This window comes from Erwinia billingiae Eb661 (assembly GCF_000196615.1).
GTDB classification, from domain to species: Bacteria; Pseudomonadota; Gammaproteobacteria; order Enterobacterales; family Enterobacteriaceae; genus Erwinia; species Erwinia billingiae.
In genome coordinates, this window is the sequence record NC_014306.1 from 171710 (window position 1) to 184795 (window position 13086).

A 13086-nucleotide genomic window follows, 5' to 3' on the forward strand; every position below is an offset into this window, starting at 1 on the left:
CTTAACTGAGGTTTCCCATGAAAAAAGGTATTCACCCTAATTACGCTGAAGTTACTGCTAAATGTTCTTGCGGTAACGAAATCAAAACCCGCTCAACCGTGGGTCACGACCTGAACCTGGACGTGTGTGGTAACTGCCACCCGTTCTACACCGGTAAGCAGCGTGACGTTGCTAGCGGTGGTCGTGTTGACCGCTTCAACAAGCGTTTCACTATGCCTGGCAGCAGCAAGTAAGTTGCCTGAAAGAAACGGTCTCCGTTTCGCAAGTGATGAAAACCCAGCTACGGCTGGGTTTTTTTATGCCTGTCATTCCGCTCAGGGCTGGCGGTTAAACGCCTGCAGCCACTCAATGAAACAGCGCAGCGGCGTTGAGGTGTATTTCCTGCCGGGATAGTAAAGCCAGAAGCTTTCAGCCGGGGCGGCAAAATCCGCCAGCACTTCCACCAGCTCACCGTTATCCAACCGGTTTTGCACCAGCTCTTTAAACACAAAAGCCAATCCTGCACCCGCGCTCGCCGCGTCTGCCATCACAAAATCATTGTCCAGCGTCAGGCTGCCCACCACCGCAACCGCCAGTGGTTTCCCTGCATCACTGAATTCCCATTTGTAGTTCATCCCACTGGGAAAACGTCGCTGGATACAGGGAAAGTTGATTAATTCCTGAGGGTGCTTAGGGACGCCATGTAGCGCAATATACGCCGGGCTGGCGATCACCGCTCCCCGCAATTTTCTGCCAAAGGGGATCGCCACCATATCCTGCGGGATGGCCTCGCCAAAACGAACGCCCGCATCAAATCCCCCTTCGACAATGTTCACCAGACTGTCACTGGTCGTGACCTCCAGCGCGATATCGGGATACTGCTGGCGAAAGGGCAGCAGCAATGACTGCAGGTACAGGGCTTCGGCGCTGCGCGGCATATTCAACCGCAGCGTGCCGCGCGGATCGACCCGCCAGTGATTCAGTTCATCCACCGCCAACGAAAGATCCAGCATCGCCGGTTCAATACGCAGTAAAAATGCTTTCCCGGCATCAGTCAGTGAAACGCTGCGCGTGGTGCGATTCAGCAAGCGAACGCCGATGCGCTGTTCCAGATTGGTCATGGTGTGACTGAGCGTCGAGGGCGTGACGTTTCGCTCCTTCGCCGCTTTGCCAAAGTTAAGATGGCGGGCGATGGCGGTGAAAATCTCTAATTCCTGCAGCGTGGCGCGTGTTTTCATATTCGTGATTATTTTTCACTAATCTGCTTAAAAGGCATCAATTGTTGAATAAATCTGAGCAAAGTATAACGGTTCTGTCGCCAATTACCGGAGAAGAAAATGAAGCGCAGAACATTAGGCAGTCAGGGTTTTGAGGTCTCGGCCATCGGCCTCGGCTGCATGGGGATGACTTTCGCTTACGGTCACAACGATCGCCAGCAGGCGATCAACACCCTCCACCGTGCGTTCGATCTGGGCGTGGATTTTCTCGATACGGCGGAAGTTTACGGGCCTTTCAATAACGAGGAACTGCTGGCAGAGGCCCTGAAGGGGTATCAGGGACGGATTAAGGTCGCAACGAAATTCGGCTTTAACATCACTGACCAGGGGGAAGGGTGGGAACGGATTAAAGGCGTTAACAGCCAACCGGCGAATATCCGCGCCGTGGCGGAAGCGTCGTTAAAAAGGCTCAACGTTGAGACGCTGGACCTGTTTTATCAGCACCGTCCCGATCCTGCGGTGCCGATTGAAGCGGTGATGGGCACGCTGGCAGATCTGGTGCGCGAAGGTAAAATCCAGCATATCGGCCTGTCCGAAGTCTCCAGCGAGACGTTGAGAAGAGCGCAGGCTGTCTATCCGGTCACCGCTTTACAGAGCGAATACTCGTTGTGGAGCCGGGATGTTGAACAGGGCGTTTTGGCTACCTGTCAGCAGCTGAACATCGGTTTCGTGCCGTACAGTCCGCTTGGACGCGGCTTCCTGACCGGCAAGTTGCCCGATCCTGACACGCTTGATGCCTTCGACTATCGCAGAACGCTGCCGCGTTTCCAGCCCGATGCCCTGGCGCAAAACAACAAGCTGCTCGCCCAGTTGGCGGAGATGGCATCAGGTTATGGCGCGACGTCCGCCCAGATCGCGCTGGCCTGGGTGCTGGCGAAAGGGCAGAACATCGTACCCATCCCTGGCGCGAGTAAAATCGCCAACCTGGAAGATAACTGCAAAGCCACCGAGATTGCGCTGGCGGCTGGCGATGTCAGCCATCTTGACCGCTTATTCAGCGTTGGCAATATCGCGGGAGAACGTTATAACGCCGGTGAGTTTGGGCTGGTTGAGCGTGACTGAATGCCGTAAAGGCGATCCGCACAGGCGGTGAACCCCTAAATCACGGCCAAAAAAAATCCGCGAATGCTATCCATTCACGGATTTTTTTATGCCTTGAGGCGGGCCTAGTATTCCCAGGTATCGGGATCGACGCCCATCTCACGCATGATTGCTTTGGCTTCTTCCGGGATCTCATCGCTGCGTTCTTTACGCAGATCAACATCATCTGGCAAAGGCTGGCCGGTGAAAGCATGCAGAAACGCTTCGCAAAGCAGTTCGCTGTTAGTGGCATGACGCAAGTTATTAACCTGACGGCGTGTCCGCTCATCGGTCAAAATTTTTAATACTTTCAACGGAATGGATACCGTGATTTTTTTAACCTGTTCGCTTTTCTTGCCGTGCTCAGCGTACGGGCTGATATATTCGCCGTTCCATTCAGCCATGGGTTACCTTAGTCATCATTAAATTGAAATTACCCTTTATTTCCCGGCATGCCTGCCTGTGAGCGTTGGGTATATACCGAAATTCGGCTAATTATGCCCGAAGTTAGTGACCATCACACTGCATTGGCTCAACTTTCTGTCGGCTATAGCGTCATAATCTTAACGGTTATTGTCGGTTTGCTCAATCTATACGCAAAGACATTTAGATGTCCAGATGTATTGACGTCCATCTTTGCGCTGTTATGCTAGGGCTCTTCTTTATTATCCAGTCAGGAATATTTGCACCATGACGCGTAAACAGGCAACCATCGCAGTACGCAGCGGTTTGAATGATGACGAGCAATATGGCTGCGTTGTCCCGCCGATCCACCTTTCCAGCACCTATAACTTTACCGATTTCAACGAGCCTCGCGCCCATGACTACTCTCGCCGTGGCAACCCGACGCGCGATGTGGTTCAGCGTGCGCTGGCCGAGCTGGAAGGCGGTGCCGGTGCGGTGATGACCAATACCGGGATGTCAGCCATTAACCTGGTGTGCACGGTATTCCTGAAGCCTGGCGATCTGCTGGTGGCCCCGCACGACTGCTACGGCGGCAGCTATCGCCTGTTCGACAGCCTGAGCAAACGCGGTGCGTACCGCGTGAAGTTTGTCGATCAGGGCGATGAAGCGGCACTGAACGCGGCGCTGGCCGAAAAGCCGAAGCTGGTGCTGATCGAAAGCCCAAGCAATCCGCTGCTGCGCGTGGTGGATATCGCCGCCATCTGCAAAGCGTCTGCGGAAGCCGGTGCCATTACCGTGGTGGACAATACCTTCCTCAGCCCGGCCTTACAGAACCCGCTGGCGCTCGGCGCTGACGTGGTGCTGCACTCGTGCACCAAATACCTGAACGGCCACTCTGATGTGGTAGCGGGCGCGGTGATCGCGAAAGACCCGGCGCTGGTGACCGAGCTGGCGTGGTGGGCAAACAATATTGGTGCCACCGGCAGCGCGTTCGACAGCTATCTGCTGCTGCGCGGCATGCGCACGCTGGCACCGCGTATGGCGGCGGCACAACGCAATGCGTTAGCCATCGTTGATTACCTGAAGCAACAACCGTTGGTCAAAAAGTTGTATCATCCTTCCCTGCCGGAAAACGCGGGCCACCAGTTTGCCGTTCGTCAGCAAAAAGGCTTTGGCGCGATGCTCAGTTTCGAGCTGGATGGCGATGAGCAGACCTTACGCCGTTTCCTGAAAGCGCTGGAATTGTTCACGCTGGCAGAGTCACTGGGTGGCGTGGAAAGCCTGATTTCTCACACCGCAACCATGACCCACGCAGGCATGTCGGCTGAAGCCCGTGCCGCCGCAGGTATTTCTGAGACGCTGTTGCGCGTGTCAGTTGGAATTGAAGACCACGAAGATTTAATCGCCGATCTGGATAATGCATTCCGGATAGCGGCCGAGAGGTAAGTATGAGTCAGTCAGCAGTGGCAGCAGGTACGCGTCAGTTGCATAAATTTGGTGGAAGCAGTCTTGCGGACGCCAAATGTTACCTGCGTGTGGCGGGGATCATGGCGGAATACAGCCATCCCGGCGATATCATGGTGGTCTCCGCTGCGGGGAGCACGACCAACCAGTTGATCAGCTGGCTGAAGTTAAGCCAGAGCGATCGGTTATCGGCTCACCAGGTGCAGCAGGCGCTGCGTCGCTATCAGAGCGAGCTGATTGCCAGCTTGCTGCCACCTGCTCAGGCAGACGGCATGATTGCCGAGTTTATTCACGATCTGGAAAAACTCGCTGCGCTGCTGGACGGCAAAATCACCGATGCAGTTTATGCCGAAGTGGTGGGACACGGCGAAATCTGGTCCGCCAGGCTGATGGCTGCGGTGCTGACACGGCAAGATATCGCGTCCAGTTGGCTGGACGCGCGTGAATTCCTCTGTGCTGAGCGTGCTGCGCAACCGGAAGTGGACGAAGGGAAATCCTGGCCGCTGCTACAGCAGCTGATGATCCAGCATCCCAACCGTCGTCTGGTGGTCACCGGTTTTATCTGCCGCAATGAAGCGGGTGAAACGGTGCTGCTCGGTCGCAACGGCAGTGACTACTCAGCCACGCAAATTGGTGCGCTGGCGGGCGTGTCCCGCGTCACCATCTGGAGCGACGTGGCGGGCGTCTACAGTGCCGATCCGCGCAAGGTAAAGGATGCCTGCCTGTTGCCGCTGCTTCGTCTGGATGAAGCCAGTGAACTTGCGCGCCTCGCCGCGCCGGTTCTGCACACCCGTACTCTGCAACCCGTCTCCGGCAGCGATATCGATCTGCAACTGCGTTGCAGCTATCAGCCTGAGCAGGGTTCAACCCGCATTGAGCGCGTGCTGGCTTCCGGAACGGGCGCAAGGATTGTCACCAGCCATGATGACGTCTGTCTGATTGAGTTCCATGTGCCTTCGCAGCACGACTTTGCCTCTCAGCATAAAGAGATCGATCACCTGTTGAAACGCGCGCAGCTGCGTCCGCTGGCCACCGGTGTGCATCCCGACCGCAATCTTATTCAGCTGTGCTACACCTCTGAAGTGGTCAGCAGCGCGCTGGATCTGCTGCAGGATGCGGGCATCCCTGGCCGCATTCAGCTGCGTGAAGGCATGGCGCTGGTGGCAATGGTCGGTGCGGGCGTCTGCCGTAACCCGCTGCACAGCCACCGCTTCTGGCAGCAGTTGAAAGATCAGCCGGTAGAATTTATCTGGCAGTCTGAAGACGGAATCAGTCTGGTCGCGGTGTTGCGTGTTGGCCCGACCGAAAGCCTGATCAGAGGCCTGCACCACTCGCTGTTCCGTGCGGAAAAGCGTATTGGCCTGGTGCTGTTCGGCAAAGGCAATATCGGTTCACGCTGGCTGGAGTTGTTCGGACGTGAGCAGGAAATCCTCTCTGCCCGCACCGGCTTCGAATTTCTGCTGGCTGGGGTGGTGGACAGCCGCCGCAGCCTGCTGAACTATGACGGACTGGACGCCTCCCGCGCGCTGGCTTTCTTCGAAGATGAAGCGGTCGAGCAGGATGAAGAGTCGCTGTTCCTGTGGATGCGTGCCCACCCGTATGATGATTTGGTGGTGCTGGATGTCACCGCCAGCGAAACGCTGGCCGATCAGTATCTGGATTTCGCCAGCTACGGCTTCCATGTGGTCAGCGCCAATAAAGTGGCGGGCGCGTCAACGACCGATCGTTATCGCCAGATCCGCGATGCGTTCGCCAAGACCGGCAGCCAGTGGTTGTATAACGCCACCGTCGGCGCGGGCTTGCCGGTGAACCATACGGTGCGCGATCTGCGTGAAAGCGGCGACAGCATTCTGTCACTCAGCGGCATCTTCTCCGGCACGCTCTCCTGGCTGTTCTTGCAGTATGACGGCACGGTGCCTTTTACCGAGCTGGTGGATCAAGCCTGGCAGCAGGGACTGACCGAGCCCGATCCGCGAGTGGATCTCTCCGGTCAGGACGTGATGCGTAAGCTGGTGATCCTGGCGCGTGAAGCGGGTTATGACATCGAGCCGGATCAGGTTCGCGTCGAGTCGCTGGTGCCGGACAGCTGTAAGGGCGAGTCGGTCGATCACTTCTTCGAAAATGGTGAGGCGTTGAACGACCAGATGCAGCAGCGTTTTGAAGCCGCTCAGGAAATGGGGCTGTTGCTGCGCTACGTGGCGCGCTTCGATGCCAATGGCAAAGCGCGCGTGGGTGTGGAAGCGGTGCGCAGCGAGCATCCGCTGGCTTCACTGCTGCCGTGCGATAACGTCTTCGCGATTGAAAGCCGTTGGTATCGTGATAACCCGCTGGTTATCCGTGGGCCGGGGGCTGGCCGTGATGTGACCGCCGGTGCCATTCAGTCTGACCTGAACCGTCTGGCACAACTGCTGTAATCCTGTCTTCGGGGCCGGCATCCGCTGGCCCCTGATTTTCCTCAAAATTTTCCTGCCATCATGAAGTCTGTTCAACTTGAGTGAGAATTTGTCACGCATGTTGACCAACTATCTGTTGACTGAATAAGCGATTTCGTTCATTTTGAATGTCTGGACGTCTAAACGTATGGATGTTCAGCGAGGGATTTTTATTCTATTGCAGCGATCGATGAGGTAAGCAGGTATGAGTTTTTTCCACGCCAATCAGCGCGACGCGTTGAACCAGAATCTGGCCGAACTGAACGGGCAAATTAACGTCTCTTTTGAATTTTTCCCGCCGCGTACCAGTGAAATGGAACAAACTCTGTGGAACTCTATCGATCGTCTCAGCAGCCTGAAACCTAAATTTGTGTCGGTGACCTACGGCGCCAACTCCGGCGAACGTGACCGTACCCACAGCATTATCAAAGGCATTAAGGATCGCACCGGGCTGGAAGCGGCACCGCATCTGACCTGTGTGGATGCCACTCGCGACGAGCTGCGCACCATCGCCCAGGACTACTGGAACAACGGTATTCGCCATATCGTGGCGTTGCGGGGTGACCTGCCACCGGGCAGCGGTAAGCCGGAAATGTACGGTGCCGATCTGGTCGGCCTGCTGAAAGACGTTGGGGATTTTGATATCTCTGTTGCCGCCTATCCGGAAGTCCATCCGGAAGCGAAAAGCGCGCAGGCTGACCTGATCAACCTTAAGCGTAAGGTCGATGCCGGTGCCAACCGTGCCATCACCCAGTTCTTCTTCGACGTGGAAAGCTACCTGCGTTTCCGCGATCGCTGCGTGACCGCCGGCATTGATGTGGAAATCGTCCCGGGCATTCTGCCGGTTTCAAACTTTAAGCAGCTGCAGCGTTTTGCCACCATGACCAACGTGCGCGTGCCGGGCTGGATGACCAGCATGTTTGAAGGGCTGGACGACGATCCTGAAACGCGCAAAATGGTTGGCGCCAACGTCGCCATGGATATGGTGAAGATCCTCAGTCGTGAAGGGGTGAAGGATTTCCATTTCTACACCTTGAATCGCGCAGAGCTGAGCTACGCTATCTGCCACACGCTGGGCGTTCGCCCGCGCGGTGCCGTCGTCTGAAACGGATGAAATAAAGGAAAAAAGACGCCTGGAGGCGTCTTTTTTTATGGGCGTTGCCCGCTGCAGAAATTGCGGGAGGCCTGAGCCTCCCGACGACGGCTTAGCCGGTGTTGCGCATGCCGGCAGCCACACCAGCAATGGTGACCATCAGCGCTTGCTCTACGTGCGGATCGACCGGTTCACCTTTCGCTTCCTGCTGACGTGAACGGTGGAGCAGTTCTGCCTGCAGAACGTTAAGCGGATCGGTGTAGACGTTACGCAAGGCAATCGATTCGGCAATCCATGGCTGATCGGCCATCAGGTGCGCATCGTTGGCGATAGTCAGGATGGCTTTGATGTCTGAGTCCAGCTGATCGCGCAGCTGTTTGCCCAGTGGCCACAACGACGGTTCGACCAGGCGCTGATCGTAATATTCGGCCAGCCACAGGTCAGCTTTCGAAAACACCATCTCCAGCATGCCGACACGGGTTGAGAAGAACGGCCAGTCGCGACACATGGTTTCCAGCTCATCCTGATTACCGGCTTCCATCGCTTTTTGCAGCGCGGCACCGGCACCCAGCCAGGCGGGCAGCATCAGGCGGTTCTGCGTCCAGGCAAAGATCCACGGAATCGCACGCAACGACTCAACGCCACTGCTTGCACGGCGTTTGGCCGGACGGGAACCCAGAGGCAACTTGCCCAGCTCCTGCTCCGGCGTTGCCGAGCGGAAGTAAGGTACGAAATCTTTGTTTTCACGCACGTAGCCACGATACATCTCGCAAGAGTCCGCAGACAGCTGGTCCATAATGCGGCACCACGCTTTCTTAGGCTCCGGCGGTGGCAACAGGTTGGCTTCCAGAATGGCACCGGTATACAGCGACAGGCTGCTGATAGTGACTTCTGGCAGACCGTATTTAAAGCGGATCATCTCGCCCTGTTCGGTCACGCGCAGGCCACCCTTCAGGCTGCCCGGCGGCTGGGACAGCAATGCCGCATGGGCAGGTGCGCCGCCACGGCCGATAGAGCCACCGCGTCCATGGAACAACGTCAGGGCGATGCCGGCTTTCTCACAGGTTTTGATTAATGCATCCTGCGCTTCGTATTGCGCCCAGCTTGCGGCCATCACGCCGGCATCTTTCGCCGAGTCAGAGTAGCCAATCATTACCATCTGCTTGCCCTGAATGATGCCGCGATACCAGTCGATGTTGAGCAGCTGGCTCATCACGTCATTGGCATTGTTCAGGTCATCCAGCGTTTCAAACAGCGGTGCTACCGGCATGGTGAACGGGATGCCGGCTTCTTTCAGCAGCAAATGCACCGCCAGCACGTCGGACGGCACTTTGGCCATCGAGATAACGTAAGCGGCAATCGAACCTTTCGGCACTTCAGCGGCGACGCGGCAGGTTTCAAGCACCTCACGCGTATCGGCACTTGGCTCCCAGTTGCGCGGCAGCAGCGGACGTTTTGAATTCAGTTCGCGGATCAGGAACGCCTGTTTGTCGGCTTCTGACCAGCTTTCATAATCACCCAGACCGAGGAAGCGGGTGATTTCGGCAATGGCTTCAGTGTGGCGGGTGCTTTCCTGGCGGATATCAATGCGCACCAAAGGCACGCCGAAGCACTTCACGCGGCGCAGCGTATCCAGCAGCTGGCCATTGGCAATGATGCCCATGCCGCACGCTTGCAGGGATTGATAACAGGTGTACAGCGGGTCCCACAGCTGGTCGTTGGAGATCAACAGGTCAGCCGGGCGCGGCAGACGTTCGCCCTTCAGACGACGTTCCAGGTAGGCCTGGGTGCTCATCAGCTGACCACGCAGGTTTTTCATGATCTCGCGGTAAGGTTCCAGCGCTTCCGGGTTACCACACAGCTCACGCACTTCTGGCGTACATTCAGACATCGACAGCTCTGACACCAGCACGGCGATATCACGCAGGAACAGGTCGGTCGCTTTCCAGCGGCTAAGCTGCAGCACATGGCGGGTGATATCGGCGGTGACGTTCGGGTTGCCGTCACGGTCGCCGCCCATCCACGAAGTGAACTTGATCGGCACGAAATCCACCGGCAGCTTGACGCCGAACGAGGCTTCAACCTGCTCATTCAGTTCGCGCAGGAAGTTAGGCACGCCTTCCCACAGGCTGTTTTCGACCACGGCGAAGCCCCATTTGGCTTCATCAACCGGCGAAGGGCGGTATTTACGGATTTCATCGGTATGCCAGGCCTGAGCAACCAGCTGGCGCAGGCGGCGCATAATCTGCGATCGGTCGTAATCAGAAAGATCGTTATGATCGAGCTGCTTCAGGCAGCTGTTCACTTCAACCAGTTTGTGGATCAAAGTACGACGGGTGATCTCCGTCGGGTGTGCAGTCAGCACCAGTTCCAGTGAAAGCGATTCGATAGCTTCACGGATCGAGGCTTCGGTCAGATGAGGTTGCTGCTTCAGGCGATCAAAGACTTTGGTCAGCATTTCCGGGTGATTGGCCCCTTCACCCTTCGGGGAAATCGTATGGTACTGCTCGGCAACGTTAGTCAGATTCAAAAACTGACTGAAGGCGCGTGCAACAGGCAGCAGCTCATCATTCGACAGGTTTTGCAGCGTTGACAGCAATTCTTTACGGTGGGCGTCATTTCCCGCACGTGATGACTTCGAGAGTTTGCGGATGGTTTCCACCCGCTCAAGGATGTTCTCTCCAAGTGCATCCTTAATCGTATCCCCGAGCAGTTTGCCGAGCATACTGACATTACTTCGCATTGCGGAATATTGTTCGTTCATATGACCCCTGACACCCTTCTTGTTTTTGTCACTTTATTTCACCGTTGCCGGCATAACTTTGCCTTTTATCTAGCCACGTTCGTTACCATTCGTCAAATGACTTAAATCTGGCGGCTTCAGCGGCTAAATGTCGGTAATTTATGAAATTTAATTACAGGCAAGTGAGATAAGTTATTCTTATCATGAAAGACGGAATAAATCAGGGGCAACACGCTGTTTCAGCAGTGAATTGCCCCAAATGTGATTTAGTGGTGGCAAAAATGCTGCACAACCTGAGCGATCAATTCGCGGGTGGGTTTAATAAATGCGGTGTCGATATATTCGTCCGGTTGGTGCGCCTGATCGATCGATCCCGGGCCCAAAACCAGCGTTGGGCACAGCCTCTGAATGAACGGCGCTTCGGTACAGTAGTTCACCACTTCGGTTTCGGTACCCAGTAATTTCTCCACTACCTGCACCAGCTGATGGTTGCGCGGACATTCGTAGCCTGGAATGGGCGGATGCAATTCGCCAATCGTCACCCGGCCGGGCCAGCGTTCACTCACCGGAGCCAGTGCATCATCCAGCAAACCTTCCAGATCCTGCAGTGACAGGCCCGGTAACGGACGAATATCCATATACATCTCACAGCAGGCACAGATGCGGTTTGGCGCATCGCCGCCGTTGATGTAGCCGAAGTTCATGGTCGGATACGGGATGGCAAAGCCATCATGGTGATAGCGCTCTTTCAACGTATTACGCAGGCCCATCAGGTGAGTGATGGACTCATGCATCAGCTCAATCGCATTGACGCCACGCGCCGGATCGCTTGAGTGACCCGACTGGCCCTGAATGCGGATCGACTGAGATAAATGGCCTTTATGAGCCCGCACCGGTTTCAGTGAGGTGGGCTCACCAATAATCGCGCAGTCCGGGCGGATGGTGGTGTTTTCAGAGAAATACTGCGCGCCGGCCATGGTGGTTTCTTCATCGGCGGTGGCGAGGATGTAGAGCGGCTTTTCCAGTTTGGTCACGTCAACATCACGCAGAGTATCTAAAATAAAGGCAAAGAAACCTTTCATGTCGGCGGTGCCCAGGCCGTAAAGCTTGTTGTCATGCTCGGTCAGGGTGAACGGATCGCGCGTCCAGCGCCCATCGTCGAACGGTACGGTATCGGTATGACCGGCGAGCAGCAGGCCGCCCGCGCCGTTTCCGGTTCTGGCCAGCATATTGAATTTGTGGCGCGTGCCGGGCACCGGTTGCACTTCAACGCTGAAGCCAAGGTCACGGAACCAGCCTGCCAGCAAATTGATTAAAGTTTCATTACTCTGATCGATGGCAATATCGGTTGCGCTGATCGACGGTGTGGCAATCAACTCACGGTATAACTCGATAAAAGGGGGTAATTTTGTCTTCACTGTTGCCATTCCTTGAGTTAGGATAGTGTCATATTCATGCATTAATAGTGAATAAAAATACATTAACGGCGTACGGATGGAAACCACAAATTGCTCCATCGTCCAGCGCCGCTCGCGTGGGAAGACAGCGAAAATTCGCTGCAGCCCGGAAATTTGAGACCAGAAAAAGGTGTCAGTCTGATGTTGAATACGCTGATTGTTGGTGCCAGTGGTTATGCTGGCGTAGAGCTTGCGACTTACCTGAATCGTCATCCACAGGTGAACATAACCGCTTTGGCGGTTTCAGCGCAAAGCCCGGACGCAGGAAAATTACTTTCCGATCTTCATCCGCAGCTGAAAGGCATCCTTGATATGCCGCTGCAGCCCCTGAGCAGCGCCTCGCAGTATGCCGATAAAGTGGACGTCGTTTTTCTGGCGACCGCCCACGAAGTCAGCCATGACCTTGCGCCAGAGTTCCTCGCCGCGGGTTGTGTGGTATTCGATCTCTCCGCTGCTTTCCGCGTGAACGATCAAAGCTTCTTCACAGACTACTACGGCTTCCCGCATCAGCATCAGGACTGGCTGGAAAAAGCGGTATATGGTCTTGCCGAGTGGCAGCATGACAAAATTAAAGAAGCGCAGCTGATTGCGGTGCCGGGTTGTTATCCTACCGCTGCCCAGCTGGCCTTAAAGCCGCTGGTCGAAGCGGGCCTGCTGAACGATGCGCAATGGCCGGTGATTAACGCCACCAGCGGCGTGAGCGGAGCAGGGCGCAAAGCGGCGGTCGGCACCAGCTTCTGTGAAGTCAGCCTGCAGCCGTACGGTATTTTCACCCATCGTCATCACCCAGAAATCGAAGCGCACCTCGGTGTGCCGGTGATCTTCACCCCGCATCTGGGCAACTTCCCGCGCGGTATTCTGGCCACCACCACCTGCCGGTTAAAAGCAGGTGTGACCGCTGACGACGTGGCAGAAGCGTTCCATAATGCCTATCACGATAAGCCATTGGTGCGTGTTTACGACAAAGGCGTGCCGTCCATTAAGGGTGTTGTTGGTCTGCCATTCTGCGACATCGGCTTCGCGGTGAAGGGTGAACACCTGATTGTCGTGTCGGCAGAAGACAACCTGTTGAAAGGCGCCTCCTCGCAGGCAGTGCAATGCCTGAATATTCGTTTCGGCTTCCCGGAAACGCAGTCACTTATTTAATCGGTGAAGA

General features: G+C 55.9%; 10 protein-coding genes. 6 read left to right on the forward strand and 4 right to left on the reverse strand.

The features are described from left to right. Positions 1-17 precede the first annotated feature (17 nt). Complete coding sequence (gene rpmE / locus EBC_RS02185) at positions 18-233, forward strand: 50S ribosomal protein L31 (protein WP_013200198.1); 216 nt, start codon at positions 18-20, stop codon at positions 231-233. An 81-nt stretch (positions 234-314) separates the two neighbouring features. Here the strand turns inward: rpmE and EBC_RS02190 are convergent, their stop codons facing one another. Further along, positions 315-1217 carry a LysR family transcriptional regulator gene (locus EBC_RS02190; protein WP_013200199.1) on the reverse strand — a complete coding sequence of 301 codons (903 nt, stop codon included), beginning with the start codon at positions 1215-1217 and terminating at the stop codon, positions 315-317. Positions 1218-1316: 99 nt separating this feature from the next. On the opposite strand from EBC_RS02190, the gene EBC_RS02195 reads away from it, so the two are divergent. Continuing rightward, positions 1317-2318 carry an aldo/keto reductase gene (locus tag EBC_RS02195; protein WP_013200200.1) on the forward strand — a complete coding sequence of 334 codons (1002 nt, stop codon included), beginning with the start codon at positions 1317-1319 and terminating at the stop codon, positions 2316-2318. 104 nt (positions 2319-2422) lie between these two features. On the opposite strand, the gene metJ is transcribed toward EBC_RS02195, so the two are convergent. Further along, a complete protein-coding gene (gene metJ / locus EBC_RS02200) occupies positions 2423-2740 on the reverse strand; it encodes a met regulon transcriptional regulator MetJ (protein ID WP_013200201.1) in 318 nt (105 codons plus the stop codon). A gap of 286 nt (positions 2741-3026) precedes the next feature. Between metJ and metB the strand changes: the two genes are divergently transcribed. From metB to metF, 3 genes are all read left to right on the forward strand, one after another. Then, positions 3027-4187 carry a cystathionine gamma-synthase gene (gene metB / locus EBC_RS02205; RefSeq protein ID WP_013200202.1) on the forward strand — a complete coding sequence of 387 codons (1161 nt, stop codon included), beginning with the start codon at positions 3027-3029 and terminating at the stop codon, positions 4185-4187. 2 nt (positions 4188-4189) lie between these two features. Further along, positions 4190-6619 carry a bifunctional aspartate kinase/homoserine dehydrogenase II gene (locus tag EBC_RS02210; RefSeq protein ID WP_013200203.1) on the forward strand — a complete coding sequence of 810 codons (2430 nt, stop codon included), beginning with the start codon at positions 4190-4192 and terminating at the stop codon, positions 6617-6619. Between the two features lie 223 nt (positions 6620-6842). Continuing rightward, positions 6843-7742 carry a methylenetetrahydrofolate reductase gene (gene metF / locus EBC_RS02215; RefSeq protein ID WP_013200204.1) on the forward strand — a complete coding sequence of 300 codons (900 nt, stop codon included), beginning with the start codon at positions 6843-6845 and terminating at the stop codon, positions 7740-7742. Between the two features lie 100 nt (positions 7743-7842). On the opposite strand, the gene ppc is transcribed toward metF, so the two are convergent. Both ppc and argE read right to left on the reverse strand, forming a co-directional pair. Further along, complete coding sequence (gene ppc, locus EBC_RS02220) at positions 7843-10494, reverse strand: phosphoenolpyruvate carboxylase (RefSeq protein ID WP_013200205.1); 2652 nt, start codon at positions 10492-10494, stop codon at positions 7843-7845. Positions 10495-10739: 245 nt separating this feature from the next. Beyond that, positions 10740-11891: an acetylornithine deacetylase gene (gene argE / locus EBC_RS02225; protein WP_013200206.1), complete on the reverse strand. Its 1152-nt coding sequence runs from the start codon at positions 11889-11891 to the stop codon at positions 10740-10742. A gap of 180 nt (positions 11892-12071) precedes the next feature. Between argE and argC the strand changes: the two genes are divergently transcribed. Beyond that, the gene (gene argC / locus EBC_RS02230; protein ID WP_013200207.1) at positions 12072-13076 is read left to right on the forward strand and encodes an N-acetyl-gamma-glutamyl-phosphate reductase; all 1005 of its coding nucleotides are present in this window, start codon (positions 12072-12074) and stop codon (positions 13074-13076) included. Positions 13077-13086 lie beyond the last annotated feature (10 nt).

Coding starts and splice junctions, on each gene's coding strand:
- EBC_RS02190 (WP_013200199.1), bottom strand. CDS start 1,217: ATGAAAACACGCGCCACGCTGCAGGAATTAGAGATTTTCACCGCCATC.
- EBC_RS02195 (WP_013200200.1), top strand. CDS start 1,317: ATGAAGCGCAGAACATTAGGCAGTCAGGGTTTTGAGGTCTCGGCCATC.
- ppc (WP_013200205.1), bottom strand. CDS start 10,494: ATGAACGAACAATATTCCGCAATGCGAAGTAATGTCAGTATGCTCGGC.
- rpmE (WP_013200198.1), top strand. CDS start 18: ATGAAAAAAGGTATTCACCCTAATTACGCTGAAGTTACTGCTAAATGT.
- argC (WP_013200207.1), top strand. CDS start 12,072: ATGTTGAATACGCTGATTGTTGGTGCCAGTGGTTATGCTGGCGTAGAG.
- metB (WP_013200202.1), top strand. CDS start 3,027: ATGACGCGTAAACAGGCAACCATCGCAGTACGCAGCGGTTTGAATGAT.
- metJ (WP_013200201.1), bottom strand. CDS start 2,740: ATGGCTGAATGGAACGGCGAATATATCAGCCCGTACGCTGAGCACGGC.
- EBC_RS02210 (WP_013200203.1), top strand. CDS start 4,190: ATGAGTCAGTCAGCAGTGGCAGCAGGTACGCGTCAGTTGCATAAATTT.
- metF (WP_013200204.1), top strand. CDS start 6,843: ATGAGTTTTTTCCACGCCAATCAGCGCGACGCGTTGAACCAGAATCTG.